This is a genomic window from Gleimia hominis, assembly GCF_002871945.2.
GTDB lineage: Bacteria > Actinomycetota > Actinomycetes > Actinomycetales > Actinomycetaceae > Gleimia > Gleimia hominis_A.
On the sequence record NZ_CP126963.1, the window covers coordinates 52,909 to 77,336 of the forward strand.

Here is a 24,428-nt window from a genome sequence, read left to right on the forward strand (position 1 = left end):
GGAATCCAGGGGGAGTGACGAATGCCCCGCGCGGGCACAAGACGCGAATAACCCCGGACGCGGCCCCAGCCCAAGTGGGTGAATGTGCACCCGAAGCTGACGGGCGTGCGTATGTTTCGACGTCATCGCGCTGAAAAGTGTAAGAATTGTGCCCATGAATGAAAAGATCAGTGCCGCAGACGTAGACCGCGCAAACCTCGACAAAAATCCCAGTGAAGTAGCGGGAATGTTCAACAAAGTCGCAAAACGATACGACGCCACCAACGCCGCCCTAAGCTTTGGAACGGTGTGGTACTGGCGCCATGAACTAGTGAAAACTCTCGCCCCCAAAGCCGGGCAAAAAGTGCTCGACCTCGCGGCGGGAACGGGGCGCTCCACCGCGTCACTAGCGAAAACGGGTGCGGACGTCGTCGGCGCAGACCTGTCGGAAGGAATGCTAGACGTTGCTCGCAAAACCTACCCCAACCTCAAATTCGTACAGGCCAACGCCACCAACCTCCCGTTTGAAGACAACGCGTTCGACGCCGCCACGATCTCATTTGGACTGCGTAACATCGTCGACACGCGCGCTGCCCTCAAAGAAATGGCTCGCGTAGTTCGCCCCGGTGGCCGCCTTCTGGTATGCGAGTTCTCACACCCCCAAAATAAAGTTTTCAGCGCCGCATACAGCACCTACAACCGATACGTACTCCCACGAATCGCCCGCCTCGTCTCGTCCGACGACGTGGCGTACGACTACCTGACCGAATCGATCACCGATTGGCCCGACCAGGAATCGTTGAAACGCACCATCGGTGAATGCGGGTGGCGCAACGTGAAATACCGCAACCTAACCTTCGGGATAGTGGCCTTCCACACGGCGCTTGCACGGTAAAACACACAAAGAATTTTGCGAAAAACATGCCAAGTTATGGTGAAGAATAAATAAGCAACACGAATGTGGCTTAAAGACGTTAGTCCCTTGCGAACCAGGCAGCCCACTATCCGGTAGAACAAGCGGATCATGACTACCTAGAACCGAATAAAAGGCAAGTAGGTAGTGTGGAGTAGTGGCTGTGGGCCGTACCAACGGTACGCCCGCGCTTTAGGTAATGCGCCTGAGGAGCAACCATGATTGGAGGAACACCTGTTGGAGGCGAATGTGGCGGACGTGATTGACACCGACGTCCTCGTCGTAGGTGCCGGCCCCTCGGGGAGCGCAACCGCGTACTACTTAGCGCGCGCCGGTGTAGACGTCGCGCTAATAGAGAAATCAAAGTTCCCGCGCGACAAAATCTGCGGCGACGGGCTAACCCCCGCGGCCGTTGCAGAAGTGCACCTAATGGGGGTGGACACCGCGGGGTGGACACGCAACACGGGCCTGCACGTAATTGGCGGCGGGCACTCCATTTACCTCCCGTGGCCAGAGCAGAAATCCACCCCCGACTTCGGCATGACCCGCACGCGCATGCAGCTAGACGAAGAACTCGCGCGGCGCGCACAATCCGCGGGCGTACACCTGTATGAAGAGCACACGTTCGTGCGCGCCCTCGAAACCAAAACCGGGCGCGTGTGCGGAATCATCGCCCGCGTAGGGCGGGGCAAGCAGGCGCGCGAAGTCACGTTCCGCGCCAAAGCCGTGGTGGACGCCGGTGGGGTAGCCGCGCGCCTAGCAACATCACGCGGCATCGAGAAATTAGCGCACCGCCCACTGGGGGTAGCGGCCCGCGCCTACTTCAAAACCCCGCTTGGGGACGGCGACTGGATGGAGTCGCACCTAGAACTCTGGAGCGGCAAACGCGGTGAATCCGAGCTCCTCCCCGGGTACGGCTGGATCTTCCCCATGGGCAATGGAGTAGCAAACGTTGGGCTCGGCTCCGTGTCCTCAAACGCAAAAGCCACCACTTTGCCGTACCGCGACATCTTCCGCACCTGGACCGCGAACCTCCCCGAAGAATGGGAACTCACGGACCAAAACCAGCAAGGACCACTGCGCAGCGCAGCTCTGCCCATGTCATTTAACCGAAAGCCGCATTACGAAAATGGCCTCGTAATCGTCGGTGACGCCGGTGGAATGGTCTCACCATTTAACGGCGAAGGAATCGCCCCAGGAATGCGTGCTGGGCGATACGCCGCCGAATCAATTGTGTCCGCTCTGTCGCGCCGATCCGACGCCGGATTCGACCTCGCGATGGAAACGTATACGCAAGCGCTTGCGGAAGACTGGGGTGGCTACTATTCGCTTGGCCGCGTGTTCGTGCGCCTTATTGAGAATCCTAAAATTATGCGGTTGTGCACCAAATATGGTCTGCCCCGCCGCCGCCTCATGAAACTCGTGCACAAGTTACTGTCCGACAGTTTCGAACGCAAAGGCGGCGACTTCGACGACCACCTGATCGCAACGCTCTCAAAGGTGGTGCCGAAAGTATGATCACACAGCAGCCGCACGCAGCCTACAATCTGCGTTTAATAGCGGGCATGCCTACACTGGCAGCAGAGTTCACGAACGAGCCGCAGGGCTCACCGAAAATTTCAAGCACGTATTGGAGAGGGGACGCGCAATGACCAATCCGTACATCCCGTTGCTCATAATGGCGGCGGCAGCGGTGGCTGTGGCGCTGGGAGGTTTGGGAGCCTCCGCGATTTTGGGACCCACGGTCAAAAACAAAATCAAAACCGCTAACTACGAATGCGGTGTGGAACCCACCGAAGCGGAAGCAGACCACGGGCGTTTCCCCGTGAAGTACTACCTGGTGGCGATGACGTTCATCGTGTTCGACATTGAGGTCGTGTTCCTGTACCCGTGGGCGGTTTCGTTTGGAAAACTGGGTTTGTTTGGCCTGGTTGTAATGATGACGTTCCTACTATTAATCCTCGTGCCCTACGTCTATGAATGGCGCCGCGGCGGCCTGGACTGGACCTGATGGGAGGTATGACTAATGGGTCTTGAAGAAAGCTTGCCCGCTGGTGTCGGGCTGACGTCCATTGAGAAAGTACTGGGGCTTGCCCGTAAGCATTCCCAGTGGCCAGTAACGATGGGGCTTGCGTGCTGCGCTATTGAAATGATGGCGGCTGGTACCCCCCGGTTTGATATGTCTCGTTTTGGGCTTGAGGTGTTCCGCGCCTCGCCGCGTCACTCCGATTTGCTGATCGTGTCGGGGCGCGTATCCCACAAGATGGCGCCGATTGTTCGTCGTCTTTACGATTCGATGCCCGAACCCAAGTGGGTGATTTCAATGGGGGCGTGCGCATCCAGTGGGGGCATGTTCGATAATTACGCGATTTTGCAAGGCTGCGACCACATCGTTCCAGTAGACGTGTACTTGCCTGGGTGTCCACCGCGGCCTGAGGCACTTATTAACGCGATCTTGGTGCTGCGCGAGCAGATCGGTAAGGAACCTCTGGGGGCGCACCGCGAAGAAATTGCGCGTAAGGCGGAGGCCGCAGCGCTCGCCGCCACCCCCACGCACGACATGAAGGGGCTGCTGGCATGAGTGAAAACATTCCATCAACCACAGGTGAGGGCGCAGCACCCGAACCACAGAAACCATCCGGACGGGCCCAAGCTCAACCGGAGCTGGTGGATATCCGCACCGGCCAGTGGGGGGTGCACGGCAGTGGTGACACCACCGGGTTCGGTGGCTTAACCCGCGAAGTGCGTCTTCCCGGTGAGTCCGAACGCCCCTACGGCGGTTGGTTCGACACCGTTGTCGACGTGCTGGAAGAACTGATTACGGATTCGGGCGAGCAGGTTGCGGATGTGATTGAACGCGTCTCCATCTACCGCGACCAGATGACCATTTTCATTACCCGCGAGCACATCAAGCAGGTCTGTCAGTTCTTGCGTGACGATCAGGACCTGCGGTTCGAACTGTGCCTCGGCGTATCTGGCGTTAACTACCCGAACGATAAGGGACGGGAACTGCACGCGGTGTACGCCCTCATGTCAGTTACGCACAACCGCATGCTGTGTTTAGAAGTCACGTGTCCGGAAGAGGACCCACGCATCCCCTCGGTCGTTTCTGTCTATCCGGGCAACGACTGGCACGAACGAGAAACCTGGGACCTCATGGGAATTATTTTCACAGGACACCCCGGCTTAACCCGAACCGCGATGCCTGATGACTGGGTCGGACACCCGCAGCGGAAGGACTACCCGCTCGGTGGTGTACCCGTTGAATACAAGGGCGCTACGGTTCCCCCAGCGGACGTTAGGAGGTCTTACAACTAATGAAGGAAAAACCTGTTTTTCATGCTACGGCCTCCGCGTTGGACGTGGAGGAACTCCCCGAAGTCGTTGCCAACGGTGGGGACTGGGAAGACGTACTCGCAGAAATTGATGAGCTAAACAACGAACGCATCGTGCTGAACATGGGGCCCGTCCACCCCTCAACGCACGGTGTGCTGCGTGTAATCATCGAGCTAGACGGCGAAGTGGTGCGAGAAGCGCGCCTGAACACCGGGTATCTGCACACGGGTATCGAAAAGAACATGGAATACCGCACGTGGACCCAAGGCGTGACGTTCTGCACGCGTATGGACTACGTTGCGCCGTTCATGAACGAAGCCGTGTACGTCAAAGCAGTGGAGGAACTGCTCGACATTGAAGACGAAATTCCCGAGCGCGCCAAGTTGATCCGCATCCTCATGATGGAACTGAACCGCATCGCCTCCCACGTCGTCGCGATCGGTACCGGTGGGAACGAACTGGGTGCCACCACGATGATGACCATTGCGTTCCGTGCGCGCGAAAATATTCTGCGTGTGTTCGAACGCGTCACCGGCCTGCGGATGAACCACGCGTACTTCCGGCCCGGTGGGGTAGCGCAGGATTTGCCGGAGGGCACCACGGATTACATCCGCGAACTGCTGCCGAGCGTGCGCAACGATATTGGGGAGCTGCAAGACCTGACGCTACAGAACCCGATCTTCAAACTGCGTCACCAAAACGTGGGCTACATGTCTTTAGCGGCGCTCATGGCGCTCGGCACCACGGGCCCGGGTGTGCGCGCTGCCGGCCTGCCCCTGGACCTGCGGAAAATGCAGCCGTACTGGGGATACGACCAACTCGAGTTTGACGTGCCGGTACAGAACAAGTCTGACGCGTACAACCGCGTGCTCGTGCGTTTTGATGAGTGCTACCAGTCGCTGCGGATCATCAACCAGGTCCTCAAGAAGCTCGACGCAACTGAGGGTGAACCGGTGATGGTTCAGGACCCGGCAATTAAATGGCCCGCACAACTATCTGTCGGAGCCGACGGTCAAGGCACGTCATACGAACACATCCGCGAAATCATGGGTACCTCCATGGAATCGCTGATCCACCACTTCAAACTCGTAACTGAAGGCTTCAAGGTGCCGGCCGGGCAGGTATATTCCACGATTGAGCACGCCAAAGGGATTATTGGCTGCCACCTGGTATCCATGGGAGGCACCCGGCCGTGGCGCGCACACTTCCGCGACCCTTCCTACTCGAACCTGCAAGCCTTTGCCATGATGACTGAAGGAGGCCAGTTAGCGGACGTGGTTGTCGCAATGGCATCCATCGACCCGGTTCTAGGAGGTGTAGACCGCTAATGTTCGACGCTCAAACACAGGCGCGGTTAGAAGAAGAAGCAGCGCAGATCCTGTCTCGTTATCCCACGGGCCACGAACGCTCTGCCCTGTTGCCCCTGCTGCACCTCGTACAATCTGTAGACGGCTACGTTTCGGCAGACGGAATCACGTTCTGCGCCGAGCAGCTCGACATCACCAGAGCGGAGGTCTCCGCAGTCGCCACGTTCTACACGCAGTACAAACGCCACCCCAACGGTGACTTCAACGTGGGCGTGTGCACCAATGCGCTGTGCGCAGTGATGGGCGGCGACCAGATTTACGAGGCACTAGAAGGTCACCTCGGAGTGGGGCATGACGAAACCACGGCCGACGGCAAAATCACCCTCGAACGTTTGGAATGCAACGCGGCATGCGACTACGCGCCCGTGGTGATGGTCAACTGGGAGTTTTTTGACAACCAAACCCCTGAATCCGCGATCGCGCTGGTGGACGACATCACCGCCGGGAAAGACGTGCAACCCACGCGCGGGCCCCACAAAGTGCGCACGTTCAAAGAAATCTCGCATCTACTAGCCGGTTTTGAAGACGGTCTAGTTGACGAGGGACCATCCGCTGGGGAAGCTTCCTTGCGCGGCTTGAACATTGCCCAGCAGCACGAATGGGCGGCCCCGGTGCAAGCAGCTCCGGACGCAATTGGTGACGACGCACCCCCGCACGCGGGGGAACACGGTTCGTCAGCAGACCGCCCAGCGGTAACACCCGAAGATAAGGGAGGTAACGGACAGTGAGCGCCGTTAGTTTCAGTAAACCCGGTACCCTAACGCCGGTAGTTACGGAAGGATGGGGCGAAGACCGTTCCTGGACGCTCGAATCTTACCGTTCCCGCGGAGGGTACTCGGGTCTGGAAAAAGCTATGCGCATGGAACCGAGTGACATCACAGAACTCGTGAAAAACTCCGGTTTACGCGGCCGTGGTGGCGCCGGGTTCCCCACGGGCCTCAAGTGGTCATTCCTCCCGCCCGACGATGGGAAACCACGCTACCTCGTGGTCAACGCCGACGAATCCGAGCCCGGCACCTGCAAAGACATGCCGCTGCTCATGGCGAACCCCCACGTCCTCATCGAAGGAATGGCAATTACAGCACGCGCAATTCGCTGCGAACACGCATTTATCTACCTGCGTGGCGAAGTGGCGCACGTCTACCGCCGCCTGCTCGCCGCGGTGCGGGAAGCAGAAGAAGCTGGTTACCTGGGGGAGAACCTGGGGCCAAACAAAGACCAAACCCTGCGCATCACCGCGCACGCCGGTGCGGGCGCCTACATCTGCGGTGAAGAAACCGCGTTGCTCGACTCGCTCGAAGGCCGGCGCGGACACCCGCGGTTGAAACCACCATTCCCCGCTGTCGCGGGCCTCTACGCCCGCCCCACCGTGGTGAACAACGTGGAATCAATCTCGCAAGTAGCGGGCATATTCCGCCACGAAACCGGCTGGTTCAAGTCAATGGGCACAGAAAAATCTTCTGGACACGGCCTGTTCTCCATCTCCGGACACGTGAACAACCCCGGCCAGTTCGAAGCCCCATTCGGGATCACTATGCGGCAACTACTAGAAATGGCAGGCGGAGTTCGCGACGGGCACAAACTCAAGTTCTGGACCCCCGGTGGGTCATCGACCCCACTGTTCACCGAAGAACACCTAGACGTGCCTTTGGACTACGAATCAGTGGTTGAAGCCGGCTCCATGCTCGCCACCCGCGCGCTGCAAGTATTTGACGAAACCACCTCCGTGGTTCGCGTCATCACCCGGTGGACGGAGTTCTACCAGCACGAATCGTGCGGTAAATGCACTCCGTGCCGCGAAGGTACGTACTGGATGAAGCAGATCATGCTGCGACTAGAACAAGGCCAGGGCGAACCTGGTGACATTGACCTATTGTACGAAATCGCCGGAAACATCGCCGGCCGGTCTTTCTGCGCACTAGGGGACGCAGCCGCAACCCCGGTACGCAGCGGCATTGACCATTTCCGCGAAGAATTCGAAGCGGGCATGCACACGCCGGCGCGCGAAATGTTCCCGTACGAAGCATCCGCCGTCTTCAAACAGGGGGGAGAGCGATGAGTGAAGCACAAGAAATGGTGACGCTCACGATTGACGGCGCCGAAGTTAGCGTGCCCAAAGGCACCCTGATTATCCGCGCCGCAGAACAAGCTGGGATCCGAATTCCCCGATTCTGCGACCACCCGTTACTAAAACCAGCGGGCGCATGTCGCCAATGCCTAGTGGAGGTCGCAGCCCCCGGGCGGGACGGCAAAATCTCCACCATGCCGAAACCACAAACCTCATGCACCATGACGGTTATGCCCGGCATGCAAGTAAAAACCCAACGCACGTCCGAAGTGGCGAAAAAAGCTCAGCACGGAATCATGGAGTTCCTGCTGATCAACCACCCGCTGGACTGCCCTGTGTGCGACAAGGGTGGCGAATGCCCCCTGCAGAACCAAGCGATGACGGAAGGGCGCGAAGCCACCCGCTTCATCGACGCGAAACGCACATTCCCCAAACCCGTGCGGGTCACCTCGAACATTCTGCTGGACCGCGACCGCTGCATCCTGTGCCAACGCTGCGTGCGGTTCGGCAAAGAAATCGCAGGGGACGCATTCATTGACCTGCAAGGCCGCGGCGGGGGCAGTTCCCCCACGGACGACCACTACTTCATGGGTGAACAAGTTGGTGGTTTCGACACGCAAATCCTCGGCTACCACAACGAAGCCATCACCGATGGGGTCTTGCCTCCCGACCTGTCCGTATCCGGCCCGGAAGGGGACGCCGGTGTGGAAGCAGGCTCAGGTGCGGGCCCGCTCACGCAAGCGCAGCGGGACCAGTCGGACCGCCCGTTCGGCTCCTACTTCTCGGGTAACATCATCCAAATCTGCCCGGTCGGTGCGCTAACGGCGGCATCCTACCGGTTCCGCGGACGCCCCTTCGACCTGGTGTCCACCCCTTCGATCACGGAACACGACGCCTCGGGTTCCGCGATCCGCGTGGATATTCGCCGCGGTGAAATTGTTCGTCGCCTAGCCGGTAACGACCCGGAGGTGAACGAAGAGTGGATCACCGACAAAGACCGGTTCGCATTCGAATGGTCTACGGGCAGCGACCGGCTGCAAAGCCCGCTGGTGCGTGAAGATGGAAAACTGGTTCCCACGTCGTGGGGCGACGCACTGCACCGCGTTGCATCCGCTCTGAAAGATGCCAAAGCCGGGAACAACGTGCTGCTCCCAGGTGGGCGCCTTACCGTTGAAGACGCATACGCGTGGAGCAAGTTCGCGCGCGTCGCGGTGGGAACCAACCAGATTGACCAGCGCATGCGCAACACCAGCTTGGAAGAAACCCAGTTCCTCGGAGCCCGCGTGGCCGGCCGAGGCCTGGATGTGACCTACAAAGATCTGGAGAAGGCCGGGCGCGTCCTCTTGGTTGCACTTGAACCTGAGGACGAGATTGGCTCCGTGTTCTTACGACTGCGCAAGGGCGTCCTCGCCGGGAAGACGCAGGTGACGACGGTTGCTCCGATGACCACTCCGGGAAGCCGCAAACTCGCAGCAAACGTGCTGCGTGCTGCTCCCGGAACAGAACCGGAAGTTATTGCCGCGATCGACGGAGAGCTGGCGGACCAGCTGGCCTCGGGCATCATCCTGGTTGGGGAACGCGCCGCAACTGTTCCGGGGCTTTACACGCAGGTTGCAAAACTCGCCCAACGCACGGGCGCGCGGCTGGCGTGGATTCCACGTCGCGCCGGTGAACGCGGCGGCCTAGACGTAGGGCTCGTGGGTGGACTCCTCCCATTCGGCCGCAGCGTAGAAGACCCGGAAGCACGCGCCGACCTGTCGGCTGTGTGGGGTACCTCGGTGCCCGACGACACCGCCAAGTGTGCTGAAGGAATCGTGGCTGACGCCGCGCAAGACGCGCGTGACGTAATCGTGCTCGGCGGGGTTGACCCCCGCGACGCAGCGGACCCACAAGCCCTGCGCACCGCAGTGCAGAAAGCGAAGTTTGTGGTCAGCCTGGAAGTGCGCCAGTCTGAACTAACTGAGATGGCGGACGTAGTCCTCCCGGTTGCACCCGCACCGGAAAAGAACGGGACCTACATTAACTGGGAGGGGCGCCTGCGTCCCTTCGGGCAAGTCCTATCTTCCCGGGCACTAACCGACCGCGAAGTCCTCAGCCGAATCGCAGAAGACATGGGTATCGACCTGGGCATCGCGACGCTGAAGGCAACGCATGCGGAAATGAACGAACTCATGAACTGGGACAGGAACCGCATGTCCGACCCGGACGTCCAGGCCGACCCCGTGGCCGCACCTGCAGCAAACGAAGCGGTGCTCGCCACGCACAAACCCATGCTCGACAGCGGACGCATGCAAGACAACGCCCCGACCCTCGCGGGAACCGGACGCAAACCGGTAGCCTACCTGTCGGCACAAAGCGCGCAAAGCGTGGGCGTTACCGTAGACGAACCCGTCACGGTCGGTTCCGAACGAGGAACCATCACACTACCGGTTGCTATCGCGGACCTGCCGCAAAACGTCGTGTGGGTACCCGAATGCTCAGAAGGTAGCGTTGTACACGAAAACCTGGGGGCCCGCGCGGGCAGCGTGGTCTCGCTGGTAAAAGCGGAGGTGAAATAAGTGGCCCTGCTGGTACCGTTCGCACCGCCCACCACGGCGGCAGCGGACTTTAGTCAAGAAACGTGGTGGATCACCCTCATCAAGGCAATCTGCATAGTGTTGTTCTTGATCGTGTCCGTGATCATGGCACTGTGGGTAGAACGCCGCGGCCTCGGGCGCATGCAAACCCGCCCCGGCCCAAACGTTGCCGGCCCCCTCGGACTATTCCAAGCGTTCGCAGACGCCGGGAAGCTCCTATTCAAAGAGGACATCTGGACCGACAGGGCAGAGAAGTTCATCTACTTCATCGCCCCGGCAATCTCCGCGTTCTCAGCATTCATGGTGATGGCCGTGATCCCAATGGGGCCTAACGTGCACATCTTTGGGCGCTCAACCCCGCTACAGCTAGCGGACACCCCGATTTCCGTACTTTACATTCTTGCGATCGCCTCAATCGGTCTGTACGGCACCGTGCTGGGTGGCTGGTCAACCCGCTCGACATTACCGCTGCTCGGTTCCGTGCGTTCCGCGGCGCAAGTGATTTCGTACGAACTTTCAATGGGGATGTCACTCGTGTCGGTGTTCATTGTGGCGGGATCCATGTCCACGTCGCAGATCGTGGCGTCCCAATACCCAGTGTGGTGGGCCTTCGCCCTGCTTCCCGCGTTCGTGGTCTACGTCATTTCGATGGTCGGTGAGGTTAACCGCCTCCCGTTCGACCTGCCAGAAGCAGAAGGTGAACTGGTTGCCGGGCACATGACGGAATACTCATCCATGAAGTTCGGCTGGTACTACCTGTCCGAATACATCAACATGTTCAACGTCTCCGCCGTGGCAACCACAATTTTCCTCGGCGGGTGGCACGCCCCGTTCGGCTTAAGCTACGTCCCATTCATCGACTTCAATAGCGGCTGGTGGGGTTTCCTATGGTTCAACCTGAAGATGTGGACCATGTTCTTCTTTATGGTCTGGACCCGAGGTACCCTCCTGCGGTTCCGGTACGACCAGTTCATGCAGCTGGGATGGAAGATCCTTATCCCCGTGTCCATGGCCTGGCTCGTAATCGTCGCGGTGGTACGCGGCGTACAGACCTGGGTGACCTCCTCCTACACGGTCCTCCTCGGCGGAGTTGCGGGAGTATTCGTAATCGCCCTGATCATCTTGTGGATCACAGATAAACCCGAGGTGGAAACCCCACCATCGGACGAACCATTGGATGCCTTCGCAGATGGTTACCCGGTACCTCCACTTCCGGGACAGCATTTACCACCGTCGCCACGCGCCGGTCGCGTGTCGGCCACGGCTAGTGGGAAAGAGACAGACAATGAGTGAGAAGAATCAAAAACACGGTGACGACGAAATGCGTTACGAACAAGATCCGAAAGGGTTCTTCGGTTCGTTATTCGCACCCGTAGCGGGATACGGCGTGACCTTCACGTCGTTCTTCCGACCCACAGTTACCGAGCAGTATCCGTTTGAGGGCCCCTTCACAATGCCCCGGTTCCACGGCCGCCACCAGCTGAACCGCTACGCCGACGGCCTCGAAAAATGCATTGGATGCGAACTCTGCGCATGGGCGTGCCCAGCGGACGCGATCCTCGTGGAGGCCGGCGACAATAAACCCGGTGCGCAGTACTCCCCGGGTGAACGCTACGGCAGGGTCTACCAGGTGAACTACTCACGCTGCATCTTCTGTGGCCTGTGCATAGAAGCGTGCCCCACGCGAGCCCTCACCATGACCAACGACTTCGAACTGGCCGACTACACGCGCCGCGACCTCATTTTTGAAAAACAGCAGTTGCTCGCCCCCCTCGAAGAAGGAATGCTGAGTGCCCCCCACCCGATGGCGGAAGGTACCACAGACGACAACTACTATCGCGGTGAAGTAACCGGACCTCAGCAATCACAAGTGGACTGGGTGAAGAAACACCGGCCGCAAGACGCGACAATCGAATCGGCACAAAACGCAGTGACCGACCGCCAGCCGGCAACAAGCTCCGCGCAGGAGGCGAAGAAATGATGCTTACATCCGAAATGGCCACCCCGGCGGGCGCAACCATGGGCTCAACCGGTGAAGCCATCCTCTTTTGCGGCGTCGCGGTAATAATGATCGCCGGTGGGCTAGGGGTCCTATTCTTCAAAAAAGCAGCGTACGCAGCGATCTCCATGGTGACCGTCATGGTGGGCCTGGCAGTCATCTACATCATGCAGTCCGCCCCCTTCCTCGGGATCGCACAAATCGTGGTGTACACGGGCGCAATCATGATGCTGTTCCTGTTCGTGCTCATGATGATCGGGATTCAAGCCTCCGACGAATACGCGCGTCAACGCCGCGGATACATAACCACCGCGGTGATCGCCGCGATTCTACTCGCTGTAGCGCTAGTGACCGCCGTAGTGTTCTCGAACCTACCGGTCGCCCGCGGATTCGCAGAAGAAGCAGCGTCAGACCAACCGATTGAAGGGCTGGCACAAACCCTGTTCGGTGGGCACTGGTTCTCAATGGAACTCGCGGCCGCCCTGCTGATTACCGCGGCGCTCGGCGCCGTGTTCCTAACGCACGCAGACCGGCTCACGCCTAAACGGACCCAACGCCACGTTGTCGAAGCAAAAATGGCTGCCTACGCAGCTGAAGGTCGGCACATTGGCCAGCACACCGCACCCGGTGTATACGCCCGGACGAACGCGGCGGACATCGCTGCCCTGTCGGGCGAAACCGAACAGCCGGTTGAAGACTCCGTGCCGCGCGTACTTCGCGTCCGTGGCCTAGACCGCGAACTATCCGCTGTGGACCCCAAGCTTGCCAGGCAGCTGGCGGAAGTGGCGCGCGGTGACTCCACGCAGTCTCTGCACGGAAAGGCAGCTAACGACCGGGTCGGTGCTTCGCAAGCGTGGGGCATGGCAGGTAAAGCAGCGCCCACCGGCCTGGAACAACAGGTCGCACCGACCGCGATCGAAGCGGGAGATTCCAAGAAAGAACTTGAGGAGGACGACCAATGAGCCTCGGTTACTACCTAGCGCTCGCGATAATCATTTTCTCCATCGGCACCGCCGTCGTGGTGGTGCGTAAGAGTGCGGTGATATCGCTCATGGGCGTGGAACTGATGCTGAACTCAGCTAACCTTACCCTCATAACTTTCGCCCGCATCCACGGGGACTACACGGGGCAAGTGATGGCATTCTTCGTGATGATCGTCGCCGCCGCCGAGGTTGTGGTCGGCTTAGCGATCATCGTCTCCATATTCCGTTCCCGTCGCACCACTTCGGTCGACGAAGTCAACCTACTGAAGAACTAGGGAGGTTCAGATGTCTTTAGTACCAACGCTTGTGCCTTCCCTAGCGTCCGTAGCGCCAGCTACTGGCGCGGCGCAATACGCGTGGCTGATGATCGCGATCCCCATGGCAGTTTCTGCGCTCCTACTTGTAATGGGGCGTGCCAGCGATAAGTGGGGACACGTTTTAGCCACAGTCGCGTCCTGGGCTTCGTTCGTGATCGGACTAGTAATCCTCGTCCAAATGATTGGGGTCGGAGCAGGCGACCGGACCATGATTTCCGAACTGTTCTCATGGATCCCAGCGGGTGACTTCGCGGTCAACGCGGGGCTCCTCGTGGATCCTCTGTCGATGACGTTCGTGATGCTCGTGACCTTCGTTGGGTCCCTCATTCACGTCTACGCAATCGCTTACATGGAACATGACACGGACCGGCGCCGGTTCTTCGCCTACTTGAACCTGTTCATCGCCGCGATGCTCACGCTCGTGCTCGGCTCGTCCTACGTCGTCCTATTCGTTGGCTGGGAAGGCGTCGGTTTGGCGTCCTACCTCCTCATCGGATTTTGGAACCAGGTGCCAGACAACGCTACGGCCGCGAAGAAAGCGTTTGTGATGAACCGTGTCGGCGACGTCGGCCTACTCCTCGCCATGATGGTGATGGTGGCCCAGTTCGGTTCCGTTAACTTCACGGATGTGCTGGCCGGGGCGGAAACTGCGCCCCGCACCGCGATGACTCTCGCGGGACTCTTCCTTCTGCTCGCCGCCTGCGGTAAATCCGCGCAGTTCCCACTGCAAGCCTGGCTCGGCGACGCCATGGCGGGCCCAACCCCCGTGTCCGCACTGATCCACGCGGCGACAATGGTTACCGCCGGGGTTTACCTGATCGTGCGTTCCGGCGCGATCTACCTGGCCGCGCCCGCAGCCGCCACCGCAGTGGCAATCATCGGGCTAATCACCTTACTGTTCGGCGCGATCGTCGGGTGTGCAAAGGACGATATGAAGAAGGTGCTTGCCGCCTCAACCATGTCGCAGATCGGCTACATGATGCTCGGCGCAGGCCTTGGGCCTATCGGCTGGGTATTCGCGATCTTCCACCTGTTCACCCACGGGTTCTTCAAAGCGCTCATGTTCCTCGGTGCAGGTTCCGTAATGCACGGCATGAACGACTCTGTGAACATGCGTCGCTTCGGGGCCCTAAGCAAAGTTATGAAAGTCACTTGGATTACGTTCATGATGGGTTGGCTCGCGATCCTCGGGGTGCCACCATTCTCCGGTTTCTTCTCGAAAGATAAGCTGATTGAAACCGCGTTCACCGCCAACCACTTCGGAGCGATCGAAGGCACCGCGTGGACCGGCTGGGTGTACGGGCTCATCGCCCTAATCGGTGCTGGCATCACCGCGTTCTACATGTCCCGCCTGTTCTTCATGACCTTCCACGGGGAAGCTCGGTGGGGAGACACGCTCGGCGGACAGAAAGTAGAACCTCATGAATCACCCGCACTGATGACAGTACCGATGATCATCTTGGCAATCGGAGCGGTGGCCATCGGTGGCCTACTCACCATAAACGGTGTGTTCGTAGACTGGCTCGCCCCCGTGGTCGGCACCGCTGAAGAAGCGCAACCCGTGCTCCCGGCAGTGGTGATTGAAGTATCGACCCTCGTGGTCGTGCTCATCGGTGCTGTGTGGGCGTGGGTAAAATACGGTCGGAGCGAAGTGTCCGTGGCCATCCCAGCTGGGAACTCTCTGGTTCACGCCGCACGCAACGACCTGTACCAAGACACCCTGAACGAAACGATCTTCATGGCTCCCGGCCAAGCCCTCGTTAAAGGCACGGTCGGAAGTGACAAATACGTCGTGGACGGAGCGATCTACGGTGGGGCACGCCTCGCAGCCTGGTTTGGCCGCGTCGTGGCCGCACTACAGACCGGTTTCGTGCGCGCTCACGCCGCCTTCATACTGGGTGGCGTCGTCATTGCTCTTATCGTCGTCGCAGTGACCAGACTGTAGGAGCGGAGGAATACCCATGCACATGCTTGAAATAACCCATGCATCATTCCCATGGCTCGCAACCCTAGTGGCACTACCAGCCATCGCGGGCATCGCAACCCTTTTGGCTGCGCCCCTGCGAGCAATCGGACGGCAAATCGCACTGGTCGTATCCCTAATCGAACTCGTGCTCGCAATCGCCGCTGGCCTCATGTTCAACTGGAGCGCCGCAGGCACCTACCAGCTGGCTGAAACCCACAACTGGATTCCCCAGCTAGGTATCTCTTGGGCACTTGGGGTAAACCAGTTGAGCCTCGCGATGATCCTGTTAGCAGCAGCTCTTGTGCCCCTGGTACTAGTGGCCGCGTGGAAAGAAGACGGAGCCAACCACGACAGCGCATCGTCTGCCGGTAACTACGCGGCGCTCGTGCTGATCCTTGAAGCGTTCATCATGCTGATCTTCGCTGCCCGCGACGTCGTGCTGTTCTACCTGGTGTTCGAAGCGATGCTGATCCCCGTGTACTTCATGATCGGCCGCTACGGTGGCCCCCGCGCGGGCGCAGCCGCCCTCAAGTTCCTGCTGTACTCACTAGCCAGCGGACTTGTAATGCTAGGTGGCGTAATCGCACTCGTGGTTTACGGCGGTAACGCCGAAGGAGCGTTCCTCTTCGAAAACCTCGCGAACCTACAGTTGCCGCACGCCGCAGAAATGGCTATCTTCGCCACCTTCTTCGTCGCATTCGCGGTGAAAGCCCCCATGGTGCCCGTGCACACCTGGCTCCCAGACGCGGCTGAGCAAGCCCGCCCCGGCACTTCCGTACTGCTCGTGGGCGTGCTCGATAAACTCGGCACCTACGGGATGATCACGCTGTGTTTACCGCTGTTCCCACACGCGTCCGCGAAAGCCGCCCCCGTAATCCTGGTGCTCGCAGTGATCTCCATTCTGTACGGCGGGCTGGCTGCAATCGGACAGAAGAACCTCATGCGGCTGATTTCCTACACTTCTGTATCCCACTTCGGATTCATGGTGCTGGGGATCTACATCGGCACGCACGTAGCCCTGGTGGGCGCCATGTACTACATGGTGGCGCACGGCATCTCGATCGCAGCGATGTTCCTCATCTCCGGCTTCCTCACGCAACGTCGCGGAAGCCGCACAATCGCGGACTTCGGCGGATGGCAACGCGTAACGCCCGTCCTCGCGGGCACCTGGCTCGTGACCGGGCTGGCTTCGATCGCGCTGCCCACACTGTCGGGCTTCGTCCCCGAATACCTGGTGCTAGTCGGCACGTGGCAAGTTAACCGTTGGGTCGCATTCTTCGCAGTGCTCGGCGTGATTCTCGCTGCACTGTACGTGCTGATTCCATACCAGAGGATGTTCACCGGCCCGGTACCCACTGAAGGTACTGTACCTTCCGAAGGTACCGCGCCCACTGACGCGTCCGCACGCGAAAAAGTAGTGATCGCACCGCTGATCGTCGCCATGGTCATCTTCGGTGTTTGGGCTGCGCCGCTCGTGCAGTCCCTCAACCCGGTTGCGGACACCGCGCTCTCGCACCTAAACGCGGGGGCATCAACCAGCGCACCTGCTCATGAAGGGAGCGATAAGTGAGTCCGTTAATGAATGTCGAAACACTGCAGGCACCCCCGATTGATTGGTGGGCACTATCGCCCGTAATTGTCGTGCTCGGCGCCGGTGTGCTGGGCGTGCTCGTCGAAGCGTTTGCTTCGCGCAAAATGCGTCGGACCGCGCAGATCCTCCTGTCAATAATCGCGATACTATCCGCCCTCGTGCTGATCGTGTCCCGCTGGACAACCGTGCTGAAAGCCCCCGCTTCACTCGGGGAGTACGTGGAAGACCCGCTGACCCTCGCGTCACAAGCGATCCTGCTGGTCATCGGTTTCCTCTCTATTTTGGTGTTCGCCGACCGGTCGGAACTGGGCGACGGGTACTTCGCAAACCAACCCGCGGACGCCCCCGGATCCTCAAACGAAAACCAGAGCATTGCCGCGAACTATCAGCGGACGGAAATGTTCCCCCTCATGCTGTTCTCCCTGGGTGGCATGATGGTGTTCCCCGCTGCGGACAGTTTCATTACCCTGTTCGTAGCCCTTGAAGTTATGTCCCTACCGCTGTACATTTTGGCTGCGAGTGCGCGTCGTCGCCGGCAACTTTCGCATGAGGCGGCGCTTAAGTACTTCATTTTGGGTGCCTTTTCATCTGGTTTCTTCCTGATGGGGCTCGCGTTCCTGTACGGTTATTCCGGTAGCCTGTACTTCTCGCGCGTGTCAAGACTCGCCCCGCTCGTTCCGGGTATGGACTGGCTTTTGGTTGCCGGCGTGTTCATGGTGATGGTGGGCCTACTGTTCAAAGTTGGTGCCGCCCCGTTCCACGCGTGGACACCAGACGTGTACCAAGGTTCCCCAACGCCCGTCACCGGGTTCATGGCGGCTGCAGTCAAGATCGCGGCGTTCGCAGCGATGATCCGCATTTACCTGACGGTAACCAACCAGTTCCGCTGGGACCTGCTGGTGATCTTCATGGTCGTGGCGGTGCTGACAATGCTGGTGGGTACTTTCGCGGGCCTGGTTCAGACCGACGTAAAACGCCTGCTGGCATACTCCTCAATCGCGCACGCCGGGTTCATTTTGATCGGCGTCATTGCCGCGGACAAAGCCACTACCGCGTCCGTACTGTTCTACGCACTGGCTTACGGCATTGCCACGGTGGGGGCGTTTGGGGTGATCGCTTTGGTGCGGCACGCGGACGCGAACGCGAACATCACTGGCGAGGCCACAGAGTTGAAACACTGGGCGGGCGTGGGGCGCAAATCCCCGCTGGTAGCCGGTTCCATGCTCTTGTTCTTGCTGTCGTTCGCGGGCATCCCTTTGACCTCCGGCTTCGTTGGGAAACTGTTCCTGTTCTCCGCCGGTATCGGAGGTGGACAACTGGCGCTCGTAATCATCGCGCTCGTGTGTTCCGCGATCACCGCGTTCTACTACTTCCGGCTCGTAGTCCTCATGTTCTTTGAGAAACCCAATGAGGGCACGGTAGTGGTTAAGTCTGAGGGATACACCTACATTGCGGTGCTCATCGCTGCAGCGCTCACGATTGCGCTGGGGATCTTCCCCGGCCCAGTTCTCGAAGTCCTGTCGAATGTGGTTGTATTGCTACCGTGAGTGATATCCCTGTAGCGAGCCCATTAGAAGAGCGGATCAACGCGGACCTGGCGCGCGTGGAAGAACTGTTGTCCACGAGCGTGCGCGAATCCCGAGCGTTTGTTAACGAGTTACTGTCGCACTTATCGACCGCTGGAGGTAAACGCATCCGCCCCCTCCTGACCCTACTGTGCGCACACCTAGCGGGAGCGGGGGAGGCAGCTAGCGAACAGGTGATTGCGGCGGCCACGTCCGTGGAGATGACACACCTGGCTTCGCTGTACCACGACGATGTCATGGACGCGGCCCCTCAACGACGGGGTGTCCCTGCGGCGCAAATGCAATGGGGTAACAACCGCGCAATCTTAGCCGGTGACGTCTTGTTTTCTCGGGCGTCCAAGCTGACTGCCGGTTTGGGAACCGAGGCCGTGGACTACCACGCCCGCACGTTTGAACGGTTGTGCTTAGGACAGCTGAACGAAACGTTCGGCCCCACAGATGGGGAAGACCGAGTGGATTTTTACGTGCAGGTGCTGGCAGACAAAACGGGCTCGCTAATAAACGCGGCCGCCGTGTTCGGCGCCATGTTCGGTGGGGCCCGGCCGCAAACTGTGGAAGCTGTGGGGGAGTACGGGGAGCAAGTTGGGATTGCGTTCCAACTAGCGGACGACGTGATTGACTTAACTTCCGATTCGGAGTTGACGGGCAAGACCCCGGGAACGGATCTGGTTGAGGGCGTCTCTACCCTTCCGGTGCTACTGCTGCATCAGGACCGCGAGCGCGGTGAACTGGATGAGTGCGGCAAGCAGATCCTTCAGGCATTAGAGCATGAGGACCTTCGTGACCCCGCGGTTTTGAGTGGTGTCGTGGAGAAGCTTGCGAATCATGCGGCGGTGGAACGCACGCGTTCAATGGCCCGCACTTATGTAGACAAGGCAATTGATGCGTTAAGTGCGGTGGAGGAATGTGAGGCGAAGAACCTCCTAGTTGATTTTGCTCATCAGATGGTGGACCGGATTTCGTGAAACCATTTTTGGAATGCCCGCGTGGGGTGCGCGATAGCGCCCGACGCGGGTTTTTCGTAAACTAGATGTTGTTTTATTCTTCTGGCGTGAAGGTGTTTTGATTTAAAGTGACTGAGAAGAAACCACTGAACGTAGCTGTTGTAGGCGCGGGGCCAGCCGGTATCTACGCGTCTGACATCTTGTCGAAATCAGGTTTGGACGTGTCCATTGACCTGTTTGAGCGTCTCCCAGCTCCATACGGCCTGGTGCGCTACGGGGTGGCTCCAGATCACCCACGAATCAAACAGATCATCGTGGCGCTGTACAAGATTTTGCAGCGCGGGGACATTCGCCTGCTCGGCAACGTGAACATCGGTGAGGATGTGACTGTTGAGGAGCTGCACGAGCACTACGATGCCGTGATTTTCGCGACCGGCGCGGACCGGGATCACCCGCTGGACATTCCGGGTGTGGAGTTGCCGCAGGTGTATGGGGCTGCCGACTTCGTGTCTTGGTACGACGGGCACCCGGACTACCCGCGGGAGTGGCCGCTGGAGGCAAAAGAGGTAGCAGTGATCGGCGTGGGGAACGTGGCTTTGGACGTGTCCCGGATGCTTGCGAAACACGTTGAGGACCTGTTGGTGACGGAGATTCCGCAGAACGTGGCAGAGGGGTTGGCTAAGAGCCCCATCACGGACGTGCACATTTTCGGTCGGCGCGGGCCCGCGCAGGTGAAGTTCACGCCACTGGAGCTGCGGGAGTTAGGGAAGCAGCCGGACGTGGACGTTATCGTTTACGAAGAAGATTTTGATTTCGATGAGGCTTCTGAGGGTGCGATCGCCGGGTCTAATCAAACTAAGCAGGTTGTGAAGGCCCTCACGAATTATGCGATGGAAGAAGAGCATGAGGCGAGCCGGCGGATCCACATCCACATGTTCCACTCACCGAACGCGGTGCTGGCGGACGACGATGGGAACGTGGCGGCAATCCGCACGGAACGGACCCGGCTGACGGGGGATGGTTCCGTAGAAGGCACAGGTGAGTTTGTGGAAACTCCGGTGCAAGCGGTGTACCGGGCGATCGGATATTTCTCCAGCCCGATCGAAGGAATCCCATTTGACCACGTGCGCGGCATAATCCCCAACATGGGGGGACGCGTGCTGGGAGATGACGGTGAGCCAGTGTCTGGGATTTACGCAACCGGATGGGTGAAGCGCGGGCCGGTGGGGCTGATTGGTTCCACGAAATCTGATGCGCAAGAAACCATCGGCCACTTGGTAGAGGATGCGCAGGCGGGCAAGCTGAAAGCCACGAGCGACAACGTTGGGCACGAAGCGATGCTTGAACTGTTGGATTCGCGTTCAATTGCGTACACCACGTGGCATGGTTGGGAACTGTTGAACGCGTACGAACAGCAACTAGGTGAGGACTACGGTGAGGTGATTGGTGACCGTGGCCCACGGGAACGCGTGAAAGTAGTGTCGCGCAACGCGATGACTTCGATTTCGCACGGTAAGGACACCGACGGTATCGACCTGATTGGCGTGCCGGGGGAGTAGAGGCACCAGGTTGACCGCCTGACACAGAGGTTTGGTCTCTTAACCCAGCCAAGAGCTTGATCTCTTAACTCAATCACCAAGCCTGGCGGTCTGCCGTGCCTGATCATTTTCTGCCGTGCCTTACCATTTAGAAGGCACACGTCTTGTTATAGCAAAGTGTCGGCTACACGGTTTATAGTGCGTAGCCGACACTTAGTGTATGTAGCGGGCGCAGCAAGGGGCGTTCGAGGCAGCGAGCGTTTTTGTCTGAACCGCTTGGCTCCGCCGCGGCAGTCGGTTTGACGCGGCCAGCTATGCGTTTGAAGCAGCTAGATTCCAGACCGTTAGATTTACGCCGCTAGATTCTAGCGCTGCTAGATCAAGCTACTAGATCTTGGTGCCGAAGGCCCGGCCGATGAGGAAAGTGCCTGCCAGTGCCATCGCTGCACCGAGGCCGTAGAGGCTGCGAATGAGCCACGTGTGGCCCGGCGAGGCAGCGGTATTTGCCGAAGCGGGTCGGGCCGCTGGGTTCTGCCCGGCCGCGGATTCCCCGGGGGTACCCAGTTCTAATGGCGCGTCGTCTGCGGCCGGTTCACCTTCCGTAGCATCCGCAGCTTTCGGCGCGCCCGGTGCTTCTGGCGCGGAAGCTGCGTTTCCAGTCTCCTGGCCAGCCGCGGGGCCTGAGGAGCCCGAAGGTCCACCGGCAGCAGAGGGCGATCCGCTAGCTGCGGCGCCCGCACCTGGCCCAGATCCAGCGTGGCTTCCGGTGTCCTCACCCGGTTTGGAGCCAGCGTGGCCTCCCGTGTTACCACCTGCGTTATTACCTGAGGGCGTGCCTTTGCCGGGGCGGCTCGGTTGGGATCCACCGGAGCCGTTCCCACCTCCTTGGACACTGCCGGTTGCGAGGCAATTTGCGGACGGACGCGTTTGCGTGCCCACCAGGAAGCACACGGATTCGCCCGGCGCCTCAACGGTATTGCCGCGAGTGGTCGTGCCTTTTGCCTGTAGCTCGAGGATGTACTCACCGGGTTTTGTGAACACCCAGTTCACGTGCTTGTGAGTAGGGGATGAGCCATCGACCACCCCGGGCTTATCCGCTGACGCGATGTGTTCCACACCGCTGTTGAACCCCGCGGGAATCTCGAATGCCCACCACTTGCCGCCCTCAGGAATAGAACGGGATTTAAGCGTTAACTGAACGCCCTTGGGGAAATCTTGGTAATTCACGCGTTCGGTAGAAAAACCGGGCCACACTTTGGATCGCTCCTGGGTTTGCCCCAGGGCATACAGCTGCGTGCCAGTTGGGCCCAGGAAGTCGAAAGCACTGCCTGCGAATATCCGGCCGGAACGTTTGACTCGCGTATTGTCTTTAACCCGCAAGGCGACGGCACTTGGTTTGCGCAGCACCGCCTGATTAGCGTGGGTGCGCGAATCGTCTCCGACTGCGATACCTAAGTGCTGCGCGGACGGGTTGTACACTGCGATGTCGACGTGACCGGTCGCGATTTCAACGGGGGTACTTTCGAGTTTGCTGCTTGTTGCCGGGGGTTTTTCTGACCCCCCGGAGCCGCCGGGTTTGGTGGGCGGATTCGACGACGGGGGCGTGTTGGGATCGCCTGAGGAAGGCGGTGTGTCGGGATCGCCTGAGGAAGGCGGTACCTCGGGATCCCCAGAAGGAGAAGGTGGGGTGGGCGCGAAGTCGGCGGCTGCGTCCATGGGTTCCAGTGAGTCCGTGGTACGTGCCTGGAACGCAGCCTGCGGCATCTGAACTTCGGTGCGCATGCCGCGCTTCAAGTCGGGCTGCTCCGGCTCTGTGTTCGTAACCCCCAGGTTGGTGCGCGTGGTGGGGATTATCTGCAGTTTCAAAAAGTACTTACCGTTGTCACAACCGTCCCACGTGACTACTTGGTCGCGGTGCCCAGGGGTGGACATGAAGTCGATGGGGCAGGATTCGTACTTCTCATCTGCCGACTCGTATAGTCCCCCGACCACGCGGGCGGACACGCGTGGATCTGCGAGGTTCGTGTGAATCACCCCGGAACCGTCGCCCGCTCCACTGGGTTTCAGTTCGATCGTCATTTTCCCCGAAGTTGCGGCGATATCCGCGGTGTCGTAGGTTTGCGCGCCGCGTTTCGGCTTTGGAAACGTGCCCGCATCAGTGGTTTCGCCCGTACCTGGTTTCCCCGCGTATTTGACGGGCGCGGTGACGAACCGGTCGCCGTTGTTGCCGCTACTATTTGGAATGTACACGGCCTGCAGATCAGATTCGGTTGAGCCCAGCACTTCACTGAACTGCCCGGTCCCGGCTTTCACGGGTACTTCTGCAAGAAAATACCCGTCTAGGTAGAACACCACGGTCCCTTGGTCGCTGTCGTTTCCAGTTTCAAATTTCATGAGGGTCTCTTGGTCCTCACCGGATTTTTCTGGGTCGGGGCGTGGGGACAGCGAGAATCGGTAGGCACGCGCCTGCCCAGTTTGTTGAGACGCGTTGAATGCGGTGGCGACATCGCCTAACCCGTCTTTGGATGGCTGGGTACCCCCGGCTTGCCACCGCAGCATCTGGGGTTTGGAGGCGATGAACCGGCCTTTTTTGTCGCGCGCCGTGACCCGGTAGGTTAGTTCGTACGAGCCGGGTTTAGTGAAGGTCGTGATGTTGTGCGTGTGCTGCCCGGGCGTAATCCACGCTTGGTTGAGGCCTTTTACGTGTGAGGACAGCATGTGGGTCAGTGGCCAGCCTTGCGCCCAGGTGAATAGGTCCACGTCTCCCGGCCCAGTAAATCCAACGAGTTCGAGGTTAAATGAGGAGTCACGCATCCCCTCAACGGGAATATTGGCGTCCGCCCCGAAACCGGAGAAGATAGGCGAGTTTTGCGGGCCGGCCACTTTCGGAGCAGCGTACAGGATTTGGCCGGGGGAGCCGATTGACGCGAACTGGGGGTCGGAGGGGATTTGGAACATGTGCAGAGGCGTTTCTCCGAAGGCGTCCCAGCCGTGTCCGACGTAGTTCACGGTTTCTTCGAGGCGGGGGAGGGCCCCTTTGAACTCGGAGTGCAACGCGAAGTTCTTTCCTTCCCAGAAAACCTTCGGGGAGTCCACGTGTGCGGACGTGGCAACTTGGCGGTCGTCTGCGGGGCCAGCCCAGGCGGTGACGCCCGACGGGACGGCGGCGGCAAGTGCGGCGCACAGCAAGGTTGCGATGCTCAGCGCCAACGAGCGGGGTAGTGCTCGCGGTGAAAAGTGGTTTTCAAAGTTGTTGTTCAGCATG

At 59.6% G+C, this 24,428-nt stretch carries 19 protein-coding genes; 18 read left to right on the plus strand and 1 reads right to left on the minus strand.

Going from position 1 to position 24,428, the window contains the following annotated elements:
- Positions 1–154 precede the first annotated feature (154 nt).
- The 18 genes from ubiE to CJ187_RS00325 all read left to right on the plus strand — a co-directional run bounded on the left by ubiE (position 155) and on the right by CJ187_RS00325 (position 21,184).
- Entirely contained in the window at positions 155–874 is a 720-nt protein-coding gene (ubiE, locus tag CJ187_RS00240) for a bifunctional demethylmenaquinone methyltransferase/2-methoxy-6-polyprenyl-1,4-benzoquinol methylase UbiE (RefSeq protein WP_102216283.1), read from the plus strand.
- 240 nt (positions 875–1,114) lie between these two features.
- Positions 1,115–2,410, plus strand: coding sequence for a geranylgeranyl reductase family protein (locus CJ187_RS00245; RefSeq protein ID WP_233187321.1), 1,296 nt, complete (start codon positions 1,115–1,117; stop codon positions 2,408–2,410).
- 130 nt (positions 2,411–2,540) lie between these two features.
- Entirely contained in the window at positions 2,541–2,903 is a 363-nt protein-coding gene (locus CJ187_RS00250) for an NADH-quinone oxidoreductase subunit A (RefSeq protein WP_102216282.1), read from the plus strand.
- 15 nt (positions 2,904–2,918) lie between these two features.
- Positions 2,919–3,473 (plus strand): NADH-quinone oxidoreductase subunit B, encoded by a 555-nt coding sequence (locus CJ187_RS00255; RefSeq protein WP_284667625.1) that lies wholly within the window; start codon positions 2,919–2,921, stop codon positions 3,471–3,473.
- A complete protein-coding gene (locus CJ187_RS00260) occupies positions 3,470–4,210 on the plus strand; it encodes an NADH-quinone oxidoreductase subunit C (RefSeq protein ID WP_102216280.1) in 741 nt (246 codons plus the stop codon). The genes CJ187_RS00255 and CJ187_RS00260 overlap by 4 nt, the downstream gene beginning before the upstream one ends.
- Complete coding sequence (locus CJ187_RS00265; RefSeq protein ID WP_102216279.1) at positions 4,210–5,556, plus strand: NADH-quinone oxidoreductase subunit D; 1,347 nt, start codon at positions 4,210–4,212, stop codon at positions 5,554–5,556. The genes CJ187_RS00260 and CJ187_RS00265 overlap by 1 nt, the downstream gene beginning before the upstream one ends.
- Positions 5,556–6,323 (plus strand): NADH-quinone oxidoreductase subunit NuoE, encoded by a 768-nt coding sequence (gene nuoE, locus CJ187_RS00270; RefSeq protein WP_102216278.1) that lies wholly within the window; start codon positions 5,556–5,558, stop codon positions 6,321–6,323. Before CJ187_RS00265 ends, nuoE begins: the two co-directional genes overlap by 1 nt.
- Positions 6,320–7,654, plus strand: coding sequence for an NADH-quinone oxidoreductase subunit NuoF (nuoF, locus tag CJ187_RS00275; protein ID WP_102216277.1), 1,335 nt, complete (start codon positions 6,320–6,322; stop codon positions 7,652–7,654). The genes nuoE and nuoF overlap by 4 nt, the downstream gene beginning before the upstream one ends.
- Positions 7,651–10,221 carry an NADH-quinone oxidoreductase subunit G gene (locus CJ187_RS00280; RefSeq protein WP_102216276.1) on the plus strand — a complete coding sequence of 857 codons (2,571 nt, stop codon included), beginning with the start codon at positions 7,651–7,653 and terminating at the stop codon, positions 10,219–10,221. Before nuoF ends, CJ187_RS00280 begins: the two co-directional genes overlap by 4 nt.
- Positions 10,222–11,532: an NADH-quinone oxidoreductase subunit NuoH gene (nuoH, locus tag CJ187_RS00285; RefSeq protein ID WP_199171058.1), complete on the plus strand. Its 1,311-nt coding sequence runs from the start codon at positions 10,222–10,224 to the stop codon at positions 11,530–11,532.
- Entirely contained in the window at positions 11,525–12,220 is a 696-nt protein-coding gene (gene nuoI / locus CJ187_RS00290; RefSeq protein ID WP_102216275.1) for an NADH-quinone oxidoreductase subunit NuoI, read from the plus strand. The genes nuoH and nuoI overlap by 8 nt, the downstream gene beginning before the upstream one ends.
- Positions 12,217–13,200, plus strand: a complete 984-nt coding sequence (locus tag CJ187_RS00295; protein ID WP_233187320.1) for an NADH-quinone oxidoreductase subunit J — start codon at positions 12,217–12,219, stop codon at positions 13,198–13,200. The genes nuoI and CJ187_RS00295 overlap by 4 nt, the downstream gene beginning before the upstream one ends.
- A complete protein-coding gene (gene nuoK, locus CJ187_RS00300; RefSeq protein ID WP_102216274.1) occupies positions 13,197–13,496 on the plus strand; it encodes an NADH-quinone oxidoreductase subunit NuoK in 300 nt (99 codons plus the stop codon). Before CJ187_RS00295 ends, nuoK begins: the two co-directional genes overlap by 4 nt.
- 10 nt (positions 13,497–13,506) lie before the next feature.
- Positions 13,507–15,483, plus strand: a complete 1,977-nt coding sequence (gene nuoL / locus CJ187_RS00305; RefSeq protein WP_102216273.1) for an NADH-quinone oxidoreductase subunit L — start codon at positions 13,507–13,509, stop codon at positions 15,481–15,483.
- Positions 15,484–15,499: 16 nt separating this feature from the next.
- Positions 15,500–17,074, plus strand: coding sequence for an NADH-quinone oxidoreductase subunit M (locus tag CJ187_RS00310; protein WP_434737327.1), 1,575 nt, complete (start codon positions 15,500–15,502; stop codon positions 17,072–17,074).
- Positions 17,075–17,082: 8 nt separating this feature from the next.
- Positions 17,083–18,642: an NADH-quinone oxidoreductase subunit NuoN gene (gene nuoN, locus CJ187_RS00315; protein WP_102216584.1), complete on the plus strand. Its 1,560-nt coding sequence runs from the start codon at positions 17,083–17,085 to the stop codon at positions 18,640–18,642.
- The gene (locus CJ187_RS00320; protein WP_102216272.1) at positions 18,630–19,646 is read left to right on the plus strand and encodes a polyprenyl synthetase family protein; all 1,017 of its coding nucleotides are present in this window, start codon (positions 18,630–18,632) and stop codon (positions 19,644–19,646) included. The genes nuoN and CJ187_RS00320 overlap by 13 nt, the downstream gene beginning before the upstream one ends.
- 107 nt (positions 19,647–19,753) lie before the next feature.
- Positions 19,754–21,184: an FAD-dependent oxidoreductase gene (locus CJ187_RS00325; RefSeq protein ID WP_102216271.1), complete on the plus strand. Its 1,431-nt coding sequence runs from the start codon at positions 19,754–19,756 to the stop codon at positions 21,182–21,184.
- A 366-nt stretch (positions 21,185–21,550) separates the two neighbouring features.
- Here CJ187_RS00325 and CJ187_RS00330 read toward each other — a convergent pair whose 3' ends face one another.
- The gene (locus CJ187_RS00330; RefSeq protein ID WP_102216270.1) at positions 21,551–24,427 is read right to left on the minus strand and encodes a choice-of-anchor M domain-containing protein; all 2,877 of its coding nucleotides are present in this window, start codon (positions 24,425–24,427) and stop codon (positions 21,551–21,553) included.
- Position 24,428: the final 1 nt, after the last annotated feature.